Annotated in this window: 20 protein-coding genes; 10 read left to right on the top strand and 10 right to left on the bottom strand. The window is 63.7% G+C overall.

What is annotated here, in order from left to right:
* Nucleotides 1-104: 104 nt before the first annotated feature.
* From IEV82_RS07110 to IEV82_RS07100, 3 genes are all read right to left on the bottom strand, one after another.
* Nucleotides 105-2,153 carry an ASKHA domain-containing protein gene (locus tag IEV82_RS07110; protein WP_188481295.1) on the bottom strand — a complete coding sequence of 683 codons (2,049 nt, stop codon included), beginning with the start codon at nt 2,151-2,153 and terminating at the stop codon, nt 105-107.
* 440 nt (nt 2,154-2,593) lie between these two features.
* Entirely contained in the window at nt 2,594-3,745 is a 1,152-nt protein-coding gene (locus tag IEV82_RS07105) for a CaiB/BaiF CoA transferase family protein (RefSeq protein WP_188481294.1), read from the bottom strand.
* A gap of 106 nt (nt 3,746-3,851) precedes the next feature.
* Nucleotides 3,852-4,811 carry an agmatinase gene (locus tag IEV82_RS07100; protein ID WP_188481293.1) on the bottom strand — a complete coding sequence of 320 codons (960 nt, stop codon included), beginning with the start codon at nt 4,809-4,811 and terminating at the stop codon, nt 3,852-3,854.
* Nucleotides 4,812-4,948: 137 nt separating this feature from the next.
* On the opposite strand from IEV82_RS07100, the gene guaB reads away from it, so the two are divergent.
* Nucleotides 4,949-6,397: an IMP dehydrogenase gene (gene guaB, locus IEV82_RS07095; RefSeq protein WP_188481292.1), complete on the top strand. Its 1,449-nt coding sequence runs from the start codon at nt 4,949-4,951 to the stop codon at nt 6,395-6,397.
* 155 nt (nt 6,398-6,552) lie between these two features.
* Here the strand turns inward: guaB and IEV82_RS07090 are convergent, their stop codons facing one another.
* From IEV82_RS07090 to IEV82_RS07060, 7 genes are read right to left on the bottom strand one after another with little or no spacing between them, the layout of a single operon-like run.
* Entirely contained in the window at nt 6,553-7,458 is a 906-nt protein-coding gene (locus tag IEV82_RS07090) for a DMT family transporter (protein WP_188481291.1), read from the bottom strand.
* A gap of 7 nt (nt 7,459-7,465) precedes the next feature.
* Nucleotides 7,466-8,992 (bottom strand): carboxypeptidase M32, encoded by a 1,527-nt coding sequence (locus tag IEV82_RS07085; RefSeq protein ID WP_188481290.1) that lies wholly within the window; start codon nt 8,990-8,992, stop codon nt 7,466-7,468.
* A complete protein-coding gene (locus IEV82_RS07080) occupies nt 8,989-10,008 on the bottom strand; it encodes an ABC transporter ATP-binding protein (protein ID WP_188481289.1) in 1,020 nt (339 codons plus the stop codon). Before IEV82_RS07080 ends, IEV82_RS07085 begins: the two co-directional genes overlap by 4 nt.
* Entirely contained in the window at nt 10,005-10,970 is a 966-nt protein-coding gene (locus IEV82_RS07075; protein WP_188481288.1) for an ABC transporter ATP-binding protein, read from the bottom strand. Before IEV82_RS07075 ends, IEV82_RS07080 begins: the two co-directional genes overlap by 4 nt.
* A complete protein-coding gene (locus IEV82_RS07070) occupies nt 10,967-11,905 on the bottom strand; it encodes an ABC transporter permease (RefSeq protein WP_188481287.1) in 939 nt (312 codons plus the stop codon). Before IEV82_RS07070 ends, IEV82_RS07075 begins: the two co-directional genes overlap by 4 nt.
* Complete coding sequence (locus tag IEV82_RS07065; RefSeq protein ID WP_188481286.1) at nt 11,902-12,876, bottom strand: ABC transporter permease; 975 nt, start codon at nt 12,874-12,876, stop codon at nt 11,902-11,904. The genes IEV82_RS07070 and IEV82_RS07065 overlap by 4 nt, the downstream gene beginning before the upstream one ends.
* 54 nt (nt 12,877-12,930) lie before the next feature.
* Nucleotides 12,931-14,505: an ABC transporter substrate-binding protein gene (locus IEV82_RS07060; RefSeq protein WP_188481285.1), complete on the bottom strand. Its 1,575-nt coding sequence runs from the start codon at nt 14,503-14,505 to the stop codon at nt 12,931-12,933.
* Between the two features lie 164 nt (nt 14,506-14,669).
* Here IEV82_RS07060 and IEV82_RS07055 point away from each other — a divergent pair, with 164 nt between their 5' ends.
* The 9 genes from IEV82_RS07055 to IEV82_RS07015 all read left to right on the top strand — a co-directional run bounded on the left by IEV82_RS07055 (nt 14,670) and on the right by IEV82_RS07015 (nt 24,329).
* Entirely contained in the window at nt 14,670-15,671 is a 1,002-nt protein-coding gene (locus tag IEV82_RS07055; protein WP_188481284.1) for a GntR family transcriptional regulator, read from the top strand.
* Nucleotides 15,668-16,369, top strand: a complete 702-nt coding sequence (locus IEV82_RS07050; protein WP_188481283.1) for a creatininase family protein — start codon at nt 15,668-15,670, stop codon at nt 16,367-16,369. The genes IEV82_RS07055 and IEV82_RS07050 overlap by 4 nt, the downstream gene beginning before the upstream one ends.
* Nucleotides 16,366-17,382 (top strand): ketopantoate reductase family protein, encoded by a 1,017-nt coding sequence (locus tag IEV82_RS07045; protein ID WP_188481282.1) that lies wholly within the window; start codon nt 16,366-16,368, stop codon nt 17,380-17,382. Before IEV82_RS07050 ends, IEV82_RS07045 begins: the two co-directional genes overlap by 4 nt.
* Nucleotides 17,373-18,122, top strand: a complete 750-nt coding sequence (locus IEV82_RS07040; protein WP_188481281.1) for an SDR family NAD(P)-dependent oxidoreductase — start codon at nt 17,373-17,375, stop codon at nt 18,120-18,122. Before IEV82_RS07045 ends, IEV82_RS07040 begins: the two co-directional genes overlap by 10 nt.
* Nucleotides 18,119-19,018, top strand: coding sequence for a polysaccharide deacetylase family protein (locus tag IEV82_RS07035; protein ID WP_188481280.1), 900 nt, complete (start codon nt 18,119-18,121; stop codon nt 19,016-19,018). The genes IEV82_RS07040 and IEV82_RS07035 overlap by 4 nt, the downstream gene beginning before the upstream one ends.
* Complete coding sequence (locus tag IEV82_RS07030) at nt 19,015-19,938, top strand: isoaspartyl peptidase/L-asparaginase family protein (protein WP_188481279.1); 924 nt, start codon at nt 19,015-19,017, stop codon at nt 19,936-19,938. Before IEV82_RS07035 ends, IEV82_RS07030 begins: the two co-directional genes overlap by 4 nt.
* A 40-nt stretch (nt 19,939-19,978) precedes the next feature.
* Nucleotides 19,979-20,485, top strand: a complete 507-nt coding sequence (locus IEV82_RS07025) for a GNAT family N-acetyltransferase (RefSeq protein ID WP_188481278.1) — start codon at nt 19,979-19,981, stop codon at nt 20,483-20,485.
* A 281-nt stretch (nt 20,486-20,766) separates the two neighbouring features.
* Entirely contained in the window at nt 20,767-21,918 is a 1,152-nt protein-coding gene (locus IEV82_RS07020) for an RsmB/NOP family class I SAM-dependent RNA methyltransferase (RefSeq protein WP_188481277.1), read from the top strand.
* A gap of 95 nt (nt 21,919-22,013) precedes the next feature.
* Entirely contained in the window at nt 22,014-24,329 is a 2,316-nt protein-coding gene (locus IEV82_RS07015; protein ID WP_188481276.1) for a hybrid sensor histidine kinase/response regulator, read from the top strand.
* The last annotated feature ends 10 nt before the right edge of the window (nt 24,330-24,339 follow it).

Genomic DNA, 24,339 nt, shown 5'->3' with positions numbered 1-24,339 from the left:
TTTTGCTTTAACAATAGCTCTTAGATGAATTTTTCACAAGCGAAGCAACTCTAGATGCGTGATGTGGTCGATTTTCTTCACAGGCTTTCACCCTAGGTCAGCGATCACCCCCGCTTCCGCCGCCGCACGCGACCGCCATCACTCCCGTCCCCCTGCGTGTTGAACCCGACCACGGGCAGCTCCACCACCTTGCCCAGTTCCGGGAAGGGGTCGGTGGCGTGGGGGATGGCGTTGGCGGCGACGAAATGTTCCTGAAAGCGCGGCTCGATGGCGGTTTCGACCTTGGTGATCTGGAGCACGGTGCGTTCGATCTCGGCCCGCGCTGCCAGGTTGCAGAGCGCGATGCGCGCCCCGGTGCCGGCGGCGTTGCCGGCGCTTGACACCTTGTCGAGCGGCACGTCCGGGATCATCCCCAGCACCATCGCGTGTTTTGCGCTGATATGCGCGCCGAACGCGCCTGCCAGCACCACGCGGTCCACCACCTCCACACCCATCTCGTCCATGAGCAGCCGCGCCCCCGCGTAGAGCGCGGATTTGGCCAGCTGGATCGCGCGGATATCGCCCTGGGTGACGGTGATGCGCGGGCCGCCTTGGTCCGTGGCATCAAAGATCAGGTAGGCGTTGGTGCGCCCTTCGGCAAAGCACCGCTCGGTCCCTGTCTGCGCCGTCGATCCGATCAGGCCAGAGGGGTCGAGCAGCCCCGCGATGCGCAGTTCGGCCACCGCCTCGATGATGCCCGATCCACAGATGCCGGTGATGCCGGAGGCGGCGGTCTCATCCCAGAAGCCGTCCTCGCCCGACCACTTGTCACAACCGATGACCCGGAAGCGCGGTTCCTTGCTGACGGGGTCGATGCGGATCGCTTCGATGGCTCCCGGGGCGGCACGCTGGCCACTTGAGATTTGCGCGCCTTCAAAGGCGGGGCCGGTGGGCGAGGAACAGGCCAGCACGCGGGTGGTGTTGCCGAGCAGGATTTCCGCGTTGGTGCCCACATCGACGATCAGCACGAGGTCTTCGGATTTGCCCGGCTGTTCCGACAGCGCGACGGCGGCGGCATCGGCCCCCACATGACCCGCGATGCAGGGCAGGATGTAGATCTGGGCGCTGGCGGGCAGGGCGGTGAGATCGAGATCACGGGCGGTCAGGTTGAGGTGGTTCGACGTGGCCAGCGCGAAGGGGGCCTGGCCCAGTTCCACCGGGTCTATCCCGAGGAGCAGGTGGTGCATCACTGGGTTGCAGACAAACACCGTCTCCAGAATGAGGCTGGTCGAAATGCCCGCTTCCTTGGCAATCTCCTCGGCCAGCGCGTTGATCGCGTCACGCACCGCGCCGGTCATCTCGACGTCGCCGCCGGGGTTCATCATGACATAGCTGACGCGGCTCATCAGGTCTTCGCCAAAGCGGATCTGCGGATTCATGATACCGGAAGAGGCCACCACCTCGCCGGTGTCGAGATTGGTCAGATGCGCCGCGATGGTGGTGGAGCCAAGGTCGATGGCCAGCCCGTAAAGCCCGCCCTCGTGCAAGCCGGGCCATGCGGCGATGATGCTGGGTGTGGCGGTGGCGCTCGTCTTGTGCAGCGCCACGGTGATCGCCCATTTGCCTTTGCGCAGAACGGGTTGCAGTTTGGTCAGGACCGGGAATTCGCAGGTGATTTCAGCGATTTCCCACTGGTCCTTGAGTGCCCTCGCGACGCGTTCCAGATCGCCTGTGGGCGTGTGCATGTCGGGTTCGTCCACCACGATGTAGTAAAGGCGCGTGGCCGGGTCCATCTCGATCACGCGGGCGCTGGCGGCCTTGCGCACGACCTGCCGGTGGACCTGCGATTCGGGTGGAACGTCGATCACGATGTCGCCCTGCACCTTGGCCTGACAGCCCAGACGGCGGCCCTGTTTCAGCCCGCGCTTTTCGTCGTACCGCGCCTCGACCGCGTTCCAGTCGGACAGCGCACCGTCGCGTGCTGTGACGCCGTGTTTGGAGAACTCGCCGTAACCGGGCGTGATCTGGCATTTCGAACAGATGCCGCGCCCACCGCAGACGCTGTCGAGATCCACACCCAGTTGCCGTGCGGCGGTCAGCACCGGGGTGCCGACAGGAAACCGGCCACGTTTGCCGGAGGGGGTGAAGACGACGAGCGGGTCTTGGTGGGACATGGGATTCTCTCTGATCACGGTTGTCGGGGACCATAGCGTTCCGCGCGTCGGGAAAAAGGTGAATTGCGTCATAATGTTTATGCAGAGCGGCATGGCTTGACCAAACGCCGGACATGCCTGCGCACCGGTGCGGATGTCTCCGCCCGGTGTGCAAGTGCTGAGGTAGACATGGAAGCGGCGCCGCCCCTTGGGCCTGACACTGCTCTCTTGCTGCAAAGCCGTTGGCTTTGGACCTGTACCCCCGGTGTGGGGGCCTTGTGAGACCGGTCTCTCATGGTCGGCCTCGGTTGGGGCGTCAGAGAGCGTTGTCAGTTCACGTGTCGCGGCATGGGAGTGACCCTTCCCGCTCAAAAGCTTTTGTGCGGCGGACCCTGCGGCAGAGACGTTAAGGATTTCGAAAGGCTGCGCGCGATGGCGCGGGCACGCCCGGTCAAACGGGCTTAGCCCTTGCCCTCCAACCAGCGCAGAATTTCGCCGCGGTCGCCGTCCAGATCGGGGGCGGCGGGGCGCACGGTCGGGTCACCCAGACCGCTCATCTTGATCGGGTTGCCCGCCGCCTTGAAGGCCGGGCGTCCGTTGCGGTCAAGCACATCCACCACCATGTTGCGCGCCACGATCTGCGGATCGCGCATCACCTGCGCCACGTCCTGAATCGGACCGCTGGGGATACCGGCCGCGCCCAGTCGCGCGATCCAATACGCGCGGGTCTTGTCGAGGGTCACCGCTTCGATCAACCGCTTGAGCAGGCGGGTGTTCTCGACCCGCGCGGGGTTGGTGGCAAAGCGCGGATCGTCCGACAGCGGAAGGTTCAGCGCCACACACAGCTTTTCGAACAGCACGTCGTTGCCCGCAGCGATCACGAAAAGGCCATCCGAGGCGTGGAAGGTCTCGAACGGGGCAATCGACGGGTGCCGCGCGCCGGTGGGCACGGGCGGTGTGCCGGTCACCGAGGTGATCGCGATGGCGTGTTCAAGGATCGCCAGCTGCGCGTCGAGCATCGCCACATCCACCTTGCGGCCCTTGCCATTGCGTTCGCGGTCCATCAGCGCCGCCAGCACGCCCTGTGACAGGTACATGCCCGCCACGATGTCACCGATCGACGCGCCGACGCGCACCGGTTCGCGACCCTTTTCGCCGGTGATCGACATGACGCCGCCGCGCCCCTGCACCACCATGTCATAGGCCGGGCGTTTCGCATCCGGGCCAGTGTGGCCAAAGCCGGACACCGCGCCGTAGATCAGGCGCGGATACATCGCGTGCAGATCCTCCCAGCCATAACCCAGCCGCTCCATCACGCCGGGGCGGTAATTTTCGAGGATCACGTCGGCGTGCGGCAGGAGCCGTTCAAAGACGGCGCGGTCGGTGTCGGATTTGAGGTCCAGCGCGATGGATTTCTTGCCGTGGTTGATGGCGGCGAAATAGGCGGATTTGCCCTTGGAAAAGGGCGGAAAGGCGCGGGTGTCGTCGCCGCTGCCGGGGCGTTCGACCTTGATCACTCGCGCTCCCAGATCGGCCAGCGTCATGGAGCAGAACGGCCCGGCCAGCACATGGGTGAGATCGAGGATCGTGATGCCTGCAAGAGGTTTTGTCATGTAGCCCTGCCGAGTCGGATTTTCTGTTCAGTGAACGCAGCCCACCGCCCGAGTGCAACACGCGCGTGACAGGCCGGCGGAAATCGGCAGGGCGCGGGGTGCGCCGCTATCTGCCCTGCTGGTCCTTGGCGTGAAAGATGAAGCCCAGAAGGTTCATCAGAACCTGCGCCGCGAGGATCGAGGTCGATCCGGTCGGGTCGTAATCCGGTGCCACCTCGACAAGGTCGATGCCCACGATCTTGTGGCGCCGCGCCACGTGCTGCAGCAGTTCGAGCACATCGTAATAAAGAAACCCGCCATGGCTCGGCGTGCCGGTGCCCGGCGCGATGGAGGGGCAGAAGGCGTCGATGTCGATGGTGATGTAGACGGGCGCGCCCAGTGGAAGGCGGTGCGCCACAGCTTCGGGGCCCAGCGCGCGGGCCTGCCGCACCGACAGGATGTCGGAGCCGCGCGCCCGTGCATCCTCATAGCCTTCGCGGGCGGTGGAGCTGACATTCCGGATGCCGACCTGTGTCATCCCGCTGACCCAGGGTTTCTCGGAGGCGCGGCGCATCGGGTTGCCGTGACCGTTGCGCACGCCGTGGCGTTCATCGACAAAATCGAGATGCGCGTCGATCTGCAGGATGTGAAACGGATCCGCGCCCTCGAACGCGTCGATGCAGGGAATGTTGATCGAATGATCCCCGCCGATCACCACCGGCAGCGCCCCGGCCTCGCGGATCGCGCGCACGCCGGATGCGATATTGGCGTGACTTTGCGCGGTGTCTGTGTGGATGATGTCGGCATCTCCCAGATCGACGATGCGCGTGTTGAACAGGTATGTCACGTCGTCTTCGTGGTCATAGGCGCCTGCATGGCCGAAGCTGAACAGCGTCGAGGCCTCGCGCACGCCGCGCGGGCCGAACCGTGCACCCGCGCGCCATTGCGTGCCCGCATCGAACGGTGCGCCGAGAATGGCCACATCGGCGTCGATGGTGCTCCAGTCCGGTTGATAGGGGCTGCGGGCAAAGGTGCAGATGCCGGTGAAGGGCAGGTTCAGGCGGCCTGCATCGTATCCGTGGGACATGGGAGTCGCTCCTGTTTGGTCGCGGCCAGACTGCGGCAGCGCCGCGCAGGGGTAAAGGGCGGATTGGGGCTTTCCCCCAAGGGCAACCCATGCAATAGGGACGTGCCTAACGATGCTGTCCGTGGAAAGGGATTCCGATGGAGATTCGCGAGGCTCTCACCTTTGATGATGTTCTGCTTGTGCCGGGGGCGTCCTCGGTCCTGCCGTCGACCGCAGACACCCGGACATGGGTCACGAAACGCATCGCGTTGAACATTCCCTTGCTCAGCTCGGCGATGGACACGGTCACCGAAGGGCGCATGGCGATCACAATGGCACAGGCTGGCGGCATCGGGGTCATCCACAAGAACCTGACGGTCGAACAACAGGCCCGCGAGGTGCGCCGCGTCAAACGTTTTGAAAGCGGGATCGTCTACAGCCCAGTCACGCTGCGCCCCAACCAGACGCTGGCTGATGCCAAGGCCCTGATTGAACGCTATAATTTCACGGGCTTCCCTGTGGTGGACGATCAGGGCCGCGTTGTCGGCATCGTCACCAACCGCGACATGCGCTTTGCCACTTCGGACGACACGCCGGTCAGCGTCATGATGACGTCGAACAACCTCGCCATCCTGCGCGAACCTGCCGACCGCGACGAGGCGATCAGCCTGATGAAATCGCGCCGCATCGAAAAGCTGCTGGTGGTGGATGGCGAGAACAAGCTGACGGGTCTGCTGACGCTCAAGGACACGCAGCAGGCGGTTCTGAACCCCACAGCCTGCAAGGACGAGCTGGGCCGGTTGCGCGTCGCCGCCGCCACGTCGGTGGGCGATGCCGGGTTCGAGCGCACGCGGGAGCTGGTCGCGGCCGGGGTGGATATCGTGGTGATCGACACAGCGCATGGTCACAGCCGGGGTGTGATCGAGGCGGTGACCCGCGCCAAGACCCTGTCGAACGAGGTGCAGGTGATCGCAGGCAACGTCGCCACGGCCGAAGCCACCCGCGCGCTGATCGACGCGGGCGCGGATGCGGTCAAGGTCGGCATCGGGCCGGGGTCGATCTGCACCACGCGCATGGTCGCGGGTGTTGGCGTGCCGCAGCTCACCGCCATCATGGACTGCGCCAAGGCGGCGGGTGACATCCCGGTCATCGCGGACGGGGGCATCAAGTTCTCGGGCGATTTCGCCAAGGCCATCGCGGCGGGCGCGTCCTGTGCCATGGTCGGCAGCATGATCGCCGGAACCGACGAATCCCCGGGCGAGGTGATCCTGTACCAGGGCCGCAGCTTCAAGGCCTATCGCGGCATGGGGTCGATCGGAGCGATGGCGCGCGGATCGGCGGACCGCTATTTCCAGAAGGACGCGGCCAGCGACAAGCTGGTGCCCGAAGGCATCGAAGGGCAGGTGCCCTACAAGGGCTCGGCGGGTGCGGTGCTCCACCAGCTGGTCGGCGGCTTGCGTGCGGCCATGGGCTACACAGGCTGTGCAACCGTCGAGGAGATGCGCAACAACTGCCAGTTCGTGAAGATCACCGGCGCAGGCCTCAAGGAAAGCCACGTGCACGATGTTCAGATCACGCGCGAGTCGCCGAACTACCGATTGGCATAAGTGTCTCATAACATGCCGAAAAATCACCGAATTGGCGAGTTTTTGGTCCCCGATGTGCATGAGAACATGGGCGGGCTTGATAGACATACCCAGAACTGGGCATCGCATTGGTAAAGGGGCAATCTCGCGCATGCACCACGCGAGAAGCAGAACCGTCAGCGATGCGGCGCGGTCAGCCCCTGCCGCATCTCGTGACGCACCGCGAGGATTGACGCCCCCACCACGAGGGAGGCGCCGATCAGAAGTGCGGCCCCCGGAGTTTCGCCGAAAAAGACCATGCCCACCACCGCGGCAACGACGAAGCGGATATAGGGCACCGGGGCCAGCGCGCTGGCCTCTCCAACCCGGTAGGCCTCGATTGTCAGCAGCATCCCGAAGGCGCCCAGCAAACCCGTGAGACAGACCAGCGCCGCATCCCGCAGGGCAAGCGGCTCCCACAGAAGCCATGCAACCGGGGTCGAGCCGATGGTCGTGACCACGCCGATCCAGGTCATGATCGTCATGGTGTTCTCGGTCCGGCCCAGCAGGCGGTTCAGGATGACGATGGCCGCACCGCCCGCGGCGGCCAGCAGACCGATGCCCACCCCGTGGATCGAGACATCCGCTGCGGGCCCGACCGCTACGGCAATGCCGACAAATCCGATGATCGTCGCGGCCCAGCGGACCCGACCCACGTGTTCGCCCAGCAGCGGGGCCGCGAGGGCCACGACGAAAAGCGAGGTCGTGAAGGTCAAGGTCGTCGCAAGCGCCAAGTCCAGAAGACGAAAACTGGCATAATACAGCCACCACATCGACAGGCTGGTCAGCCCTCGGATGATGTGAAGTCCCGGCCGCGATGTCGCAAGGCGGCCCCAGTCCCCGATCCGCCAGAGGATCACGAGCGACAGCGCAAGCTGCGCGGCGGAGCGGAAGAACACGATCTGCGCCTCGTTGGCCAAAGGCGCCGTGGCCCGCACCAGTGTCGCCTCGAGCGTGAACAGGACAGCGGCAATCGCCAACAGGATTGCGCCGCGCAGATTGTCCGCGCCCGTGACACCCGCGTGGGGTTTCAGTAAGTCCATTGACATGTCAGGCGCTGGACGATGCCAGCGCCGGAGCGAATTTCCCCGAGAGGTAGTCGAGATAGGCTGTCGGATCGTTCGGGGTTGCACCGATCGACGTCAGGATTTCACCCCTGCTGCGTGATCTGCCGTGTCGCCAGACAAGATCCCCGAGTGCCGCGCGGATGGAGGCCGTTTCGGCCATTTCCAGATCGGCCCGGATATCCGGCCGCGTGGTGTCGAGATGCGCCATGATCTGGGCCGCCGTGACATTGCCGATCGTGTAGGTTGGGAACGACCCGATATATCCGGACGACCAATGCACATCCTGAAGACAACCCAGATCGTCGCCGGGCACTGTCAGGCCAAGATCGCGCTGGATCGCGGCATTCCAGACCTCAGGGATGTCAGCCACCTTCAGCGATCCGTCCATCAGCGCCATTTCGATCTCGACACGCAGCATGATGTGGATGTCATAGCTCAGCTCGTCTGCCTCGACCCGGATGAGACCGGGTTCGACCCGGTTCACCGCGGCGATGAAGTCACCCTCGGTCACATCGGAAAGCTGGTCGGGAAAGGTATCGCGCAGCCGCGCAAAGTTCTGCGCCCAGAAGGCCGGGCTTCGGCCGACGTGGTTTTCCAGCAGGCGCGACTGGCTTTCATGCATGCCGAAACTCGTTCCGGCCACGGCATAAAGCCCGATCATGTCGGTGGCATGCGCGGTTCTGGTGATCGACGGGTCAGCCCCCAGTTCATAAAGCGCGTGACCGGTTTCGTGGATCGAGCCGAAGATCGACATCGGCAGGTAGTTGCGGACCCAGCGCGAGGTGATCCTGACGTCATTTCGGGTAAAACTGATCTCGAACGGGTGCACCGTGGTGTCAAGCCGGCTGCGGCTGTCATCCAGCCCCAGCAGGCGCGCCGTTTCCTGAGCAAACGCCTTCTGACCCGCCTCGGGATAGTCGCGATACAGGAAGTCGGTGCGCAGCTTGGGCCGGCCCCTTGCGGCATCGAGGATGGGCAGGATCCCTGCGCGAAGGGTCTTGAAGAAGGCGTCGAGCGATGCGGCGGTCTCGCGCGGTTCGAAGATTGCGACCATCGGGTCGTAGGGATGATCCTTGTACCCAAGCGCCTCGGCCTGTTCGCGCGCCAGCGCAACCGTCCGTTCCAGATAAGGTCGGAAAATCGCGAAATCGGCAGCCGCGCGGGCTTCGGCCCAGGCCGCGCCGGCCAGCGTGCTCTGTTCTGCCTGAGCGCGCAACAGGTCGGCTGGAATACGTTCATGGTGCAGGATCGCTGCCTGCACCGCCTCGGCGGCGCGACGCTCGGGATCGAACGCATCGCGCCCGGATGTCTGCTCCAGCGCGGCGGCACCCGCGTCGCGCATCTCGGCGGAAAGGATCATGGTCCGCGCGATGCCCTTGAGCGTTGCGATCTGGTGACCCCGCGTTTCGGCGCCGCCTTTCGGCATCATGGTGCGCGAATCCCACACCAGTGTATTCACGGCACAGAGCACGTCGTTCAGACGGGCCACAAGATTGTTCAGATCGTTCATGCTGCCGCTTCCTGACCCACGCCACCATCGTTCAGGTGACACGCCACGGTGCGCCCTGATCCTGCTTCGGTCAGGCGCGGAATTTCTGCGCGGCATCGCGGACCGGCGAATGGACAGCGCGGGTGGAACGCACAGCCCGGCGGCGGGTCGATGGGCGACGGGATCTCGCCCTTGATCGGGCGAAAATCCTGCCGCCCCGTGCCCAGCGTCGGCACCGAGGCAAAGAGCGCCTGAGTATAGGGGTGTTTGGGGTCGGCATAGAGCCGCTCCGCGCTGGCCAGCTCGACCACGCGGCCAAGATACATGATCGCGACCCGGTCGCAGACATGACGCACCACGGACAGGTCGTGGCTGATGAAAAGCGCCGTCAGGCCAAGATCGCGGCGCAGATCGAGGAACAGGTTCAGGACCTGCGCCTGGATCGACACGTCCAGCGAGGCCACCGCCTCGTCGAGAACCAGCAGATCGGGCTGCATGGCGAGCGCGCGCGCGATGGCGATCCGCTGCCTCTGGCCACCGGAAAACTGGTGCGGCAGGCGGTCGGCATAGTCGCCCCTGAGTCCCACCTGTTCAAGCAGCGCGCGTGTCCGGTCGGTGACTTCAGAGGCGGACACGATGCCGTGGGTGCGCGGACCTTCCGAGATGGTTTCGCCCACTTTCATCCGGGGATTGAGGCTTGCGAAGGGATCCTGGTGGATCATCTGCACCCGTGTTGTCAGCTTGTTGACGTGGTCTTCCCGTCCCGTGGCAATCGGCTTGCCATCAAGCAGCACCGTGCCCTCGGTGGGCGCGTAGATGCCCGATACGATACGGCCCAAGGTCGACTTTCCACATCCCGATTCGCCCACAATGCCAACCACTTCACCGCGATCCACGGTCAGAGACACGTCCGTCACGGCATGGACCGCCCCGCCAGCGCGACGCCCGGCCAGACGCGCGGCGACCTTGTCGGCCAGCGTGGCCTTCAGCGGGAACCGCTTGGAGACGGTATCGATTTCAAGAAGCGGCGCGGTCATGTGGTCTCCATCGGATGGTGGCAAAGTGCGGTGTGGTCGCCGAACCGGGCGAGCGGTGGGGTCGTGGCGCAAACGTCGGTCGCGCGGGGACAGCGGTTGCGGAACGGGCAGCCCGACGGCAGGTGCGACAATTGCGGTGTGGAGCCGGGAATTTGCGGCAGATGCGAGCCGGGCGCGTGTTGACCCGGCACGGAGTCAAGAAGGCCGCGCGTATAGGGATGACGCGGCCGGCCGATCACCTCCTCGGCGGTGCCGCGTTCGACGATCTTGCCCGCATACATCACGCAGATGTCGTCAGCGAGCGAAGAGACCACCGCAAGATCATGCGTGATCCAGACAATCGCGGTATGCGTCTCGTCCGCCAGACGGCGCACCTCTGCGAGGATCTGGCCCTGGATCGACACGTCGAGCGCGGTTGTCGGCTCGTCCGCGATGATGACGGCAGGCCGGTGCAGCAAGGCCGTTGCGATGGCCACGCGTTGACGCATCCCGCCGGACAATTGGTGCGGATAGGCGGCGAGCCGTTCCTCGGGCGACGGGATACCCACCGTACCAAGCGCATCGCGTGCCCGCTCGAGCGCCCTGGTCTTGGACATCGGCTCATGCACACGCACGGCCATCGCCATCTGGTCGCCGATCCGCAACACCGGGTTGAGGGTCATCATCGGGTCCTGGAACACCATCGACACCTTGCGTCCCCGCATGGAACGCAGATGATCCGGTGACAGGCTGCGCAGATCCGTATCCTCGACCATCACCCGGCCATCCGTCACGCGGCCCGGTTCGTCGATCAGGCCCAGAATGGAAAAGCCGGTGACGGATTTGCCGGACCCGCTTTCCCCGACAAGGCCCATGATGCGGCCCCGGTCGACGGAAAAGCTCACATTGTCGACAGCCGTGACTGAGCCGCCGCGCGTGTCAAAGCGCGTCGTCAGTCCTTGTATGTCAAGCGCCGCACTCATCGCGCATGCCTCGGATCAAGCACGGTGCGGACCTGGTCTCCGACAAGATTGATGGCGACGACAGTGATCATCAGGAAGATCCCCGGATAGATGGACAGCCAGTAGCGGTCGGAATGGATGTATTTGAACCCGTTCGAGATGAGCGATCCGAGCGAAGGTTCGGTCAGGGGAAGGCCGACACCGAGAAAGGACAGTGTCGCCTCGAGCGCGATCGCCGCCGCCACCTGCACCGTCGCCACGACGATCAGCGGCGGCAGCACGTTGGGCAGAAGATGCTTGAACAGCACACGCCAGGTCGGCAGGGGTGTCGCGCGCGCGGCTTCGATATAGTCCTTGCCGCGTTCGACCGTGGCCGCACCATGGGTGGTACGTGCGAAATAGGCATATTGCGCAACAACAAGGGCTAGGATGATCTGGATGACGCCTTGCCCCAGGACCGCGACCAGAACCAATGCCAGCAGGATCGCGGGCATGGACAACTGAAGGTCAATGATCCGCATCAGCAGGGATTCCACACGCCCGCCGAAATAGGCCGCCGTCAGGCCAACCGAAATCCCGATGACCAGCGCCAGCGCGCCAGCGGACAGGCCAATGGTGAAGCTGGTGCGCAGCCCGTAGAAGATCGCCGACAACATGTCGCGACCCGCATTGTCGGTGCCCAGAACATGCACATAACCGCCGGTTCCCACCTCTCCGGGACGCAGGAACGCATCAAGCCAGTCCAGCATCGCCATGTCATAAGGGTCTTGCGGCGCGACGAGCGGCGCACCGAACGCCAGCAGAAGCAGCGTGACGATCACGACCAGCGCGGCCACGGCCACTTTTGAAGCCCGGAAATCGGACCAGAAGTTCTTCAGCCGCATCGCGCGGGTTTCGATCGGCGCGGCAGCGGGTTCGGCGAGTGTTTCGCCCGTGGTCGTGGCAACGTCGCTCATTTCGATCCTCCCAGCCGCACGCGCGGGTCAAGCCGGGCGTAGACGATATCGACGGTGAAATTGATGATGACGAACAGGATCACGACAAGGATCAGGTAGGTGACCATCACCGGACGGTCGAGTTGCAGGATCGAGTCGATGATCAGCTTGCCGACCCCCGGCCAGTTGAAGACGCTTTCGGTGACGACGGCAAAGGCCAGCGTCGAGCCAAGCTCGAGCCCGAACACCGTAACAATCGGGATCGAGATGTTGCGCAAGACATGGCTGAAGACGATCTGCCGGTCGGGCAGACCCTGCGCGCGGGCGAACTTGACGTAATCGGTCTGCATCGCCTCGACCATTCCGGCGCGCGCAAGTCGGATCATCAGACCCATCTTGAACAGTGACAGGTTGATCGCGGGCAGGATGACGTGGCTCCAGCCATTCGCGGTGGCAAGCGAGGTCGAAATCCCGAAGATCGTCCCCTCGTCGCCGCGACCGCCCGAGGGCAGCCAGCCAAGTTCGACCGCGAAGGCCATGATGAGCAACATGCCGATCCAGAAGGTCGGCACCGAGAAACCGAGGATCGACAGGGCCATGATCGCCTTCGACGCGACGCTGTTCGGACGGTAGCCGGCATAGATACCGGCGGGGATGCCGATCACGGTCGCGATCGTGATCGCGACCAGCACCAGTTCAAGCGTCGCGGGAAGCCTCGAGAACACCAGCCCGGTAACGGACGTGTTGTAGACCATGGAGCGGCCCAGATCGCCCTGCGCGACATTGGCAAGGAACGTGATGTATTGCCGCCAAAGCGGCTGGTCGAGACCGTATTGCCGGATCAGGTTTTCACGGATCTCTGCCGTGGCGCCCGGGTCGATCATCACGTCGATCGGGTTGCCGATCGCATAGACGCCCACGAAGACGATGATCGACATCGCAAAGACAACGACAATCGCCTGCAAGAGCCGACTGATGACAAATCCGAGCATGAGGCCTCGCTGTGTGTGGAAAAGGGCGCCCCGGTCAGGGACGCCCGGTTTGATTTACTGATTGACGGGCCGGATCTCGTAGGCGCGGGTTTCCTGATCGACACGCGGGGTGAAGGTCAGCGTACCCGCATCAGCCGCCCAGACGGATTGCAGGATGACCGTCGGGATCAGCGCCCGGTCTTCCATCGCGATCAAGGACGCTTCTTCATAAAGCTTCCGTCGCTCTTCGGCATCCAGCGTCTGGGTTCCGCGGACGAAAACCTCGTCGAACTCGGGGTTCGAATAGCCGGTGCGGTTGAAGTTGCCGAAGCCCTTTTCCGGGTCCTTGCTGTGGATCATCGCGCCATAGGTATAGGCGGCTTCACCGGTCAGCGTGCCCCAGGCGGACATCGCCATCGTGTATTCCTCGTTGGCCGCAGCCGGGAAGAACACGGTGCCGTTCAGTGCCTGCGCGTTCACCGTCAGACCCAGACGCGACCACATCTGTGCCAAAGCCTCGCAGACGACGGCATCGCCGGGCACGCGGTTGTTGGTGCAGGTGAAATCGACCTCGAACCCGTCCGGATACCCGGCCTCGGCCAGCAGCGCCTTGGCCTGCTCGATGTCGTACTCTTTCGCTCCCAGCGCGTCGGTATAGCCGAAAAAGCCTTCGGGCATCAGCTGGTTCGCCGGAGTGCCCAGCCCTTCGAGCACGACATTAACAAGCACGTCGCGATTGATGGCCAGATCAAGGGCTTTGCGTACACGCAGATCCTGAAGCGGGTTGCCTTCGACCTCTTCGCCGTTCACGCGGATCGGCTGCGGCTCTTCGTCCTTGACCGAGGGCTGGACGTTCAGGATGTAGACCGAATCCGAAATGAAGGTCTCGAGTTCGGAATTGTTCTGCATCGACAGGTAGTCGGTCGCAGGCACGTAGTTGATCAGGTCCACCTGGCCCGAACGCAGGGCTGCGACGCGTGCGGCGTCATCCGGGATTTCCTTGCGCACGACACGTTCCCACGGCGTTTCACCGCGCCAGTGATCCTCGTAGCGATCCAGCACAAGGTCGCCCTTGGGTTCCCAGGACACGAAACGGTAGGGGCCGGTGCCGATTGCGGCATCGCCCGAGTTGAACTCCTCGTTGCCCACGCCTGCACCGGTTTCCGACGGCACGACAAACAGGCGGGTGAAATCGTTCGGCAGCGCCGGAGCAATGCCTTTGGTGTTCACGCGCAGCGTGTAGTCGTCGATCACTTCGACAGATTCCACGTATTTCGTGTAAAGCGTCATCGACATCGGGCCGGTCACTTCCGGAATCCGGTCGATCGAGAACTTTGCGTCCTCAGCGGTAAAGGGCGTGCCGTCATGGAACGTGACGCCTTCGCGCAGTTTGAAATCCCAGGTGGTGTCGTCGACGGCTTCCCAGCTTTCGGCAAGACCGGGCTGGAGCTGGAGCGTGTCATCGACATCGACAAGCGTATCATAGATGTGGCGCAGGGCTTCGGCCTGGCTGCCAAGCGTCGACCAGTGCGGATCGATCGAATCAGGACCTGCGCGCAATCCGATGACCAACTCCTGCGCGAACGCGGCAGGTGTCAAAGACAGCAAGAGCGCCGTGGCAGCCCCCATCTTGAGTGTATGTCTGACCATGTTTCCTCTCCGTTGGATTGTTATAGTGGCGTGATACACTACGGGATCATATGGCGCGCTCCGTCAACCAATTTATTTTTCTTTCGACGTAAAACGCGTAATTTAAAAGCTAAATGCTCATAATTTTGCTTGAGCGGCCAACTGTTATCCGTCATTGATACAGTATGGATCAAGACCAGACACATATCGGAAACACTTTCGAACGGCTGGCGCTCGCGCTCGACAGGACGTCTTCGGTCTCGGTCTCGGTTCAGCTGCGTGGCGCTTTGGAATACGGGATCGCGTCAGGAGATATCCCGCCCGGCACGCGCCTGCCGTCCGTGCGGCGTTTGGCGAGTCACCTTGGACTGTCACCCGTCACGGTAAGCAACGTCTACGCCGCCTTGCAAGAGGCAGGTCACCTGCATGGACGCGTCGGAACTGGCACCTTCGTCGCCGATGGGGGTGTATCGCACCACCATGCGAAATCCCTTCGTGACATCGAGCGCCGGATCGGCGAGCTGGTCCGGCTCGGCGCGGAGGTGGGCCTGTCGCGGGCAGAGCTTGCCTACCGTGTTTCCACCGCACCGGAGCGTCCGGGCCATGTCCGGCTTCTGATGTTGGGGACGTTTCAGGACGCAACCGAAGCCTATGCAGAGGTCATTCGACCCTACCTGCGCGCCGGCGACGAAATCATCGCGCGCACGACCGAGCAACTGGCCCGGAACCGCCCCGAAGGGATCGGGCTTGTCGTCGCGCCGAAGACGCTGCGCGTCGAGGCGCAGTCCTATTTTCCGGGCCTGCCGGTTGTGGGAATCACCCTCATTCCCAAAGAGGCAACGCGGATCGCGCTTGCGGCGATATCGCCACAGGCGCAGGTCGCGATCGTCTCGTATTTCCCGGAATTCCTGCCGGTCATGCGGGCCGGCATCCTGCGCTTTGCGCCCCATGTCACCCGCGTCACCGCGGCGGTCTGGGAAGACGACACCCTGTCCGAGGTCACGTCTCGCGCGGACGTGGTCATCCACTCGACCGGGGCCGAGGATCTGCGTCGCGACATGCGTCCCGATCAGACCGCCATCGAATACCGGCACACACCCGACAGCCATGCCATAGAAACAGACCTTCTGCCGGCAATCGATGCCTGCCGCAGCCGGTCTCCAGACCATAAGGGGCAGAATTCTTGAAAATTTCCGAAAGCAACTGGTTCGAGGTTGAACGCTATCTCGAAACGGACGACCGCTGCGTCCTGCCCTTGGGATCGACAGAGCAGCATGCCTACCTGTCCCTGTCGGTGGATTCCATCCTCTCCGAGAAAGTCGCCGCTGATGCCGCAGAGCCACTTGGCGTGCCGGTCTTTCCTGCGGTCGCCTACGGCCTGACGCCCTATTTCATGGCCTTCCCAGGAAGTGTGTCGCTCAAGCTTGCGACATATGCTGCGCTGCTGCGCGACATCCTCGACAGTCTGTATGCCACCGGGTTTCGCCGCATTCTCATCGTCAACGGCCATGGCGGCAACAGCCCGGTGCAACCCGTCACCATGGAATGGATGGAAGCCAACGAGGGCGCCCGCTGCCGGTTCCACGACTGGTGGCGCGCGCCGCAGACATGGGCCTGCGTGCAGGAAATCGACCCCGTCGCCTCGCATGCATCCTGGATGGAAAACTTTCCCTGGACCCGGCTTCCGGGCCGCGAACTGCCCGATGCGCAAAAACCCTTCGTACCCTTCGACCGCCTGCGGGATCGCAACGCAGCCGGAGTGCGCGCGCTGATCGGAGACGGCAATTACGGCGGGGTATACCAGAAACCCGAGGCCGACACCGACAAACTCTGGTCGGTTGCCGTGGAAGAGACACGCAGCCTGCTCGAAGGCGACTGGGCATGAGCGAGCCGATCCTGATCTGGGGCGCCGGAGCCATAGGGGGCATCCTCGGCGCCTATCTCGCCCGTGCCGGACATGCGGTGCACATGGTCGATATCGTCGAAGCCCATGTCGATGCCATGCGCAGCGACGGCTTGCATGTCGAAGGCCCTGTCGAAACCTTCACGCAGGTATTGCCGGCCAGCACTCCGACTGAATTGCAAGGTCAGTTTTCGCGCATCTTCCTTGCGGTGAAAGCGCATCACACCGAAGCCGCTCTGGACATGCTGATCCCGCATCTGGCACCGGGCGGATACATTGTTTCGGCCCAGAATGGTCTGAACGAGATCATCATCGCCGACCGGATCGGCGCGGAAAACACGGTGGGCTGTTTTGTCAATTACGGGGCCGATTGGCTGGAGCCGGGGCGCATCCTCTATGGCAATCGGGCTGCCGTGGCCGTGGGCGAACTCGATGGGCGTATGACCGACCGGGTTCGCGAGATCCACGCGCTTTTGTGCATTATCGAACCTGAGGCGGTTCTGACCGACAACATCTGGGGCTATCTGTGGGGCAAGCTGGGCTATGGTGCGTTGCTTTTTGCAACAGCCCTCACGCCGCTGTCGATGTCTGACGCGATGGCTGAACCGGATCATCGGGCCGTTTATCAGGCGCTTGGACATGAGGTCATGCGCCTCGCGAACGCCCAGAACATCCGCCCGCTTGGATTCAACGGGTTTGATCCTCATGCGTTTCTGAAAGCGGACAAGGCCGGGATGAATGCCTCGCTGGCCGCGATGGTCGAGCACAACCGACACACCGCCAAGACGCATTCCGGGATCTGGCGCGATCTCGCTGTCCGCAAGCGGCGCACCGAGGTCGATGCGCAGGTGGGTCTTCTGGTCGCGCTTGGTGAAAAGCACGGTGTGAAGACACCGACGCTGTCCCGGCTTGTCGAATTGATCCATGACATCGAGGATGGCCGCCGCGCGCAATCCGCCGACCTTGTCGATCTGATGGTGCCGCTATGCAACTGAGCTTCAAAAACCGCGTCTTTGCGGTCACCGGGGCATCCCAGGGGATCGGGCGCGCCATCGTCGCCACGCTGGCCGAGGCCGGAGCGACCGTTGCCGCCATCGACATCGACGCAGACGGACTGTCCCGCGTTGCCGATCATGCCTCCACTCATGCCGCCGATCTGGGCAGCCGCGAGGGCGCGCATGCCGTCATTGCGGATATCGAAGCGCGCCATGGGCGCATCGACGGGCTTGTAACCGCGGCAGGCGGTGTGCGGGGCCAGGCTGGTCGCCCGATCGAGGAAATCTCGGAAGACGACTGGCGTGCGATCTTCGCCGCCAATGTCGATGCCGCGATGTGGTGCGCGCAAGCCGCGGCACCGGGCATGAAGGCGCGCGGCTGGGGGCGTATCCTGACGATCTCGTCGGGGGCAGGTCTGCGGTCAAGCCTGACCGGGATTCAGGCCTATGCCTCGGCAAAGCACGCGCTGGTCGGGTTGACACGCCAGCTTGCGCTGGAGCTTGGCCCGCACGGGGTGACGGTGAATTCCGTGGCGCCGGGCTTTGTCCTGTCCAATCCCTCAACCGAGCGTCAATGGGATGCGTTCGGTCGGGACCGGCAGAAACAGATCGTCGAGGGCATCCACATGCGCCGTCTTGGCCGCGCCGAGGATATCGCCGATGCCGTTGCCTTTCTGGCATCGGACCGGGCCGGGTGGATCACCGGGCAGATCCTGTCGGTCGACGGGGGCCACGCATGACCGAGCCGCATGAATGGGACGAAGCCACCTGGCGCGCGACGGTCGGACAGGTTCGTGCCGGACGCAACCTGAAACCCGCGACATGGCCCGGCGGCGCGCGCTGCGCCGTCGCGCTGTCCTTTGACAGCGATCACGAAACCAACGAATTGCGCGATGGTGGCCTGTCTCCGGCGCGCCTGTCCTGGGGCGAGTATGGTACGCGCCGCGGCATCCCGCGCATCCGCGCAGCCCTTGATCGGCATGGCGTCAAGGCCAGCTTTTTCGTCCCGGCCGTGTCGGCGCTGCTGCACCCCGAAGAGCAGCAGGAGCTGGTGCAGGACGGACACGAGATCGGGTTGCATGGCTGGATTCACGAGGTCAATTCGCGTCTCGACGCCACCACAGAGCGCGACCTGATGCTGCGCGCCGCCGACACGCTGGAAGCCATCACCGGCACCCGTCCGGTGGGCATGCGCACGCCCTCCTGGGATTACAGCCCCAACACATTGGCCATCGCCCGCGAGATGGGGTTGCTCTATGACAGTTCGCTTTTCGCCGATGACGACCCCTACGAAATCGTGGCGGATGGCGACCCTACCGGCATCGTCGAATTGCCGGTGGAATGGATTCGCGACGACGCGGTCTATTTCATGATGAACCGCTTCGGGGCGCAGCGACCCTACACGCCACCCGAGGCCGTTCTCGACATCTTCACCCGCGAATTCGAAGGCGCCTATGCCGAGGGCGGGTTGTTCCTGTTGACCATGCATCCGCATGTCATCGGCTACCGCAGCCGGATGTTCATCCTCGAAACCCTACTCGACCGTATCGCCGCCAAGGGCGATTGCTGGGTCGCAACTCATGCCGACATCGCGCGCCACTGTGCCCGCACGGCAGGACTGAAAGGACACTCATGACCTATGCTCTTGCCGTTCATGGCGGTGCCGGAACCATCCTGAAATCCAGGATGACCCCCGAACTGGAAACCGCCTACCATGCCGGGCTTGCCCGTGCGCTCGAAGCTGGTGAGGCCGTGCTGAAGCAGGGCGGAGCCGCACTGGACGCCGTCACCGAGGCGGTGTGCGCGCTGGAGGATGAGCCTTTGTTCAACGCAGCGCGCGGCGCGGTGTTCACCGCCGAAGGCAAGCAGGAAATGGATGCCGCCATCATGGACGGGGCGAACCGGCGGGCCGGGGCTGTTGCCGGTCTGTTCGGGCCGCGCAACCCCATCCGCGCCGCCCGCGCCATAATGGAGCGGACCGAGCATGTCATGCTCATCGGCGACAACGCCCTAAGGATCGCGCGCGATGCGGGGCTGCCCTTTGAAGAGGCACCCTATTTCTTCACGCAAGCCCGCTGGGATGCGTTGCAAGAGACACTGGAGATGCGCGCAAAAGGCGCGGAAAACGACGACCCCGCCCGCCGTCATGGCACGGTTGGTGCGGTTGCCTGCGACAGTCACGGCCATGTGGCGGCAGCGACCTCGACCGGAGGGATGACCGCCAAGGCACCGGGCCGCGTCGGGGATACGCCCTGCATCGGCGCGGGGTCATTCGCTGATGACGCAAGCTGTGCCGTATCCGGGACGGGGCATGGCGAGATCTTCACCCGCTGGACCGCAGCCGCCGAAATCAGCGCCCGGATGCGCCATCTCGGGGAAACCGTGGAGCAGGCGGCGGACTTTGTCGTCATGAACGATCTTGCTCCGAATGACGGATCGGGCGGGGTGATCGCGGTCGACGCGGCAGGCCGGATCGCGATGCCGTTCAACTGTGAAGGCATGTACCGTGGGTCGGTTGGAAGTGACCTGCCCCTGAGCACGTTGATCTACCGCTGACTTGGCTTTGGGCCCGCCGAACCTGAGCATGGAAAACACCATGATCGAAACCGAGCGTCTTGTGTTGCTGCGCCCCCAGCTACACCATCTTGCAGCCTACACCGCCTATTGCGCCAGTGACCGGAGCGCGTTCGTGGGTGGCCCATATGATGCTGTGGGCGCATTCGAAAAGTTCGCGATCATGGTTGGCCATTGGACGCTGCGCGACAGTGGCCGCTTTGTCATGATCGACAAGGCGTCCGACGCACCGATCGGGCATGTGGGGGCGCTCAGGCTGACCTTGGAAGAACCCCCTGACCTGACATGGGCGATATGGAACGGAACCTACGAAGCGCGAGGATATGCATATGAAGCAGCAACAGCCTATTTGCACCATATCCTCCGGGACCCGGGTTTCGACCGTATGTTGATCCGGATCGCTGAAAACAATCATCGGTCACAAAGGTTGGCGAAAAGGCTGGGGGCCCGGCGGGATCTCTTTGCACCTGCGCCAAGCTGGGCACCTGACATGGTGACATACGACCTTCGCTTGCGCGGTATCGGCTGAGGACGCAGAGGCATTCGAGATGTTTCACCGCAAGCGCTGAAAATTGGCACCGGTGCCTGAGGTCGCGTCGCTTCCTGAACAGGAAGGCAGCCTTCCATCCAGCCTTTTTCGCGCGTAGATGCACGATCTGATGGTCCGTGACTGAATCAGATTGATCCAGGGAAAGTGGAATATCGAATGAAAACAAGAGATAATGGATAAATGAATATCAGATGCATGACGTGCAGATCACCTGCGAAGCTCCGAACCACTGCCTTGGCTGATCGCTTGAGCCTGCCCGCATGACACCCGCCGCAAGATGGGCCGCCGCCGCCGCCGTACTGGACCAGATCGAGGCCGGGGAACCGGCGGAAAAGGCGCTGACCACCTGGGCGCGCAAATCGCGCTTTGCCGGATCCAAGGACCGAGCGGCGATCCGCGACCATGTCTATGACATCCTGCGCTGCTGGCGCAGCACGGCCGCGCTTGGTGGCGGAACCTCGGGGCGCGCGCGTGTGCTGGGCCGGTTGCGTCAAACCGGGCAGGACCCTGCGACCGTGTTCATCGGTGAAGGCTACGCGCTGGACCCCTTGTCGGACGAGGAACTTGCAGCAGGCCATGCGCCAGACGGGGCCGAGGCGCTGGACCTTCCAGATTGGATACAGGGCATATTTGTCAATGACTTGGCGGACAAAGCTGAGGCAACCGCCGAGGCCTTGCGCCACCGTGCGCAGGTGTTCCTGCGGGTCAATCTGCTGACCACAGACCGCAACAGCGCGCAGACCGCGTTGCAGGCCGAAGGCGTGGAGACCGCGCCGCATCCTCTGTCGGACACCGCGCTGGAAGTCACGGAAGGCGCGCGGCGCGTGTCCCAGACCGAGGCGTTCCGCACCGGTCTGGTCGAGTTGCAGGACGTGGCAAGCCAGGCCGTGGTCGATGCGCTTCCCCTGAAAGACGGGATGCGCTGCCTTGACTATTGCGCGGGCGGTGGCGGCAAGACCCTCGCGCTGGCCGCCAGATTGCGTGGCCCGGTCGAGGCGCATGATGCCGATCCGCGCCGCATGTCCGATCTGCCCGACCGCGCCCTGCGCGCCGGGGCGTCGGTGAGGCTCGTGGATCGCCCGAAAGGCCCGTATGATCTGGTGCTTTGCGACGTACCCTGTTCCGGCAGCGGGTCGTGGCGTCGCGCGCCCGAGGGCAAATGGCGGCTGACCCCGGATCGGCTTGCGGCGCTGACCCAGACGCAAGCGGGTATCCTCGATCGCGTGGCTGGTCTCGTCGGGCTGGGCGGTGCGCTGGCCTATGCGACCTGTTCGGTGCTGAATTGCGAGAACGAGGCCCAGATCGACGGGTTCCTGTCGCGCCACCCCGGTTGGGTCTGCACGAAGCAAACGCGGTTCGGTCTGGATCAGGGCGGGGATGGCTTCTTCGTGGCGGTCTTGACACGAACATGAATGCAAAATACAACTTCAGGATGTGTCCTTGTTAAGCCTCGCTTAAGTGTCATGCGGTCTTATGCCGGGACTGTTTCGTTCCAGGGGCCGCCTTTATGACCTTTCCCGACCGCGCCGCGCTGCACTCCCGACCCATCCTGTCCGCGACCACACTGCTGGTGGTCTGCGCGCTGGTGGCCGCGGGGCTGGCTTTGGCGGCTCCGGATGACAGGATGCGCAAGGGCCTTGCAGCGGTTGCGACTGCCCTGACACTGGCCTGTGTCGGTCGGATCATCCTCGTTGGTCTGCGTGGTCATCTCCAACGAAAGGCATTTAAAAACATGGCGCTGCTGGTCGAACATGATGTGGCGCCCTGTCTCTTGTCTGACCTGCAAGGGCAGGTGGTCAGCGCCAATCGCGCGGCGGCAAAGGCGTTTGGTGCAGGCAATGGCAGGATGCTGCGCGATATCATGGGCGGACAGGTGGCTGATGCTGCCGGGCTGATCCACCGGGTGCAATCCGCAGCACTGGCCGAGGGAATCGCGAGCGAAAGGATCGTGCTGCCGGACCGGCACCTGCGGGTCGTCGCCCACCAGGTGGGGCGCTCTGCGTTGCTCTGGCGGCTTGATCTGTTCCTCGCGCGGGATGATCCCGCATCGCAGGCCAAGGTGGCTTACCCCACGCTGACGGTCGGGCGCGGGGGCACCGTGCTCTGGATGAATGCCGCCGCGCGGGAACTGGCCGGGGGTCGCGTGCGCGTTGTCGAAGACCTGATCACCGACCCGCCGCTGCGATCCGGGCAAACCCACCGCGTCCGGTCCGAGGGCGAGGTGATGGATTTCACCATCAACGTGCATCCCGCCGGGATGGGCCGCGAAGAGGTGGTGTTTGTGCCAAGGCCCGATCCCGGCGCGTTGCCGACCGATGACATGGGGTTCGAGGCCTTGCCTGTGCCCTTGCTCAAGGTCACGCCGCGCGGCGAAATCGCACAGGCCAATCGCTGCGCCCGTGTCCTGCTGATTGCCGATATCGAAACCGACCGCAGCCTTGGCGACCTGATGGAGGGGTTGGGCCGGTCGATCCCGGACTGGCTGACCGATGCGGCGGCGGGAAAGGGGCTGGGACGGTCGGAATTCCTGCGCCTGATCCGCCCCGAACAGGAGACCTTCGTACAGGTCACGCTCACCCGCGTGGTCGAAGAAGGCAAGGTGCTTCTGGTGGCGGTGCTGAACGATGCCACCGAACTCAAGAGCCTCGAGGCGCAATTCGTGCAAAGCCAGAAGATGCAGGCGATCGGCCAGCTTGCAGGCGGTGTCGCGCATGATTTCAACAATCTTTTGACGGCGATTTCAGGGCATTGCGACCTGTTGCTCTTGCGCCATGACAAGGGTGATCCCGAATACGGCGACCTTGTGCAGATCCATCAGAACGCCAATCGCGCGGCGGCGCTTGTCGGCCAGTTGCTGGCCTTCTCGCGCAAGCAGACCCTGCGCCCAGAACGTCTGGACCTTCGCGACATCCTGTCGGACCTGACACATCTGCTCAACCGGCTGGTGGGCGAGAAAGTCGCGCTCGACCTACGCCAGAACCCCGGATTGCCACCCATTCGCGCCGACAAGCGGCAGCTGGAACAGGTGATGATGAACCTCGTCGTCAATGCGCGTGACGCGATGACCAAGGGGGGCACGATCCTGATCGAAACCGATGAACGCGTGCTGCACAAGCCTTTGGTACACGGGCGCGCCCGCGTTCCGGCGGGCGCCTATGTTGTGGTGCGGGTGCAGGATTCCGGGATCGGGATCGCGGCGGACAAGCTCGAAAAGATATTCGAGCCGTTCTACACCACCAAGCGCACCGGCGAAGGCACCGGTCTGGGTCTGTCGACGGTCTATGGAATCGTCAAGCAGACCGGCGGGTTCATCTTCGTGGACAGCACGCCGGGCAAGGGCAGCGTCTTTACCCTGATGTTTCCGGTCTGCGACGATCCGGTGATCGAACGCCCGGTCATTCCCGACCCGCCACGGATGTCGCCTGTGCGATTCGGCGATGGCGTTGTGCTTCTGGTCGAGGACGAGGCACCGGTGCGCGCCTTTGCGTCCCGCGCACTGGCGCATCGCGGCTTCCGGGTGATCGAGGCCAGCACAGCCGAGGACGCGCTGGAGCTCTTGAAGGACGCGGATCTCAAGGTGGACGTGTTCGTCACGGATGTGGTGATGCCCGGTCTGGATGGGCCAAGCTGGGTGCGCCAAGCACGTCAGATGCGGCCCGACGTGCCGGTGGTGTTCATGTCGGGCTATGCCGAGGACGTGTTCAAATCCGAAGGCACGCGGATCGAGGCGTCGGCCTTTCTGGCCAAGCCATTCTCGCTGACAGAACTGACGTCGATCGTCAATCAGCAATTGGCGACGGCCACACCGACAAATTTGCAATAGGGCCGCGCAG

Origin of the sequence: Marivita lacus, assembly GCF_014637725.1 — a bacterium.
In the GTDB taxonomy this organism is placed as follows: domain Bacteria; phylum Pseudomonadota; class Alphaproteobacteria; order Rhodobacterales; family Rhodobacteraceae; genus Marivita; species Marivita lacus.
The sequence above is the reverse complement of the archived record's forward strand: the minus strand, read 5'-3'. Positions and strand labels throughout refer to the sequence as shown.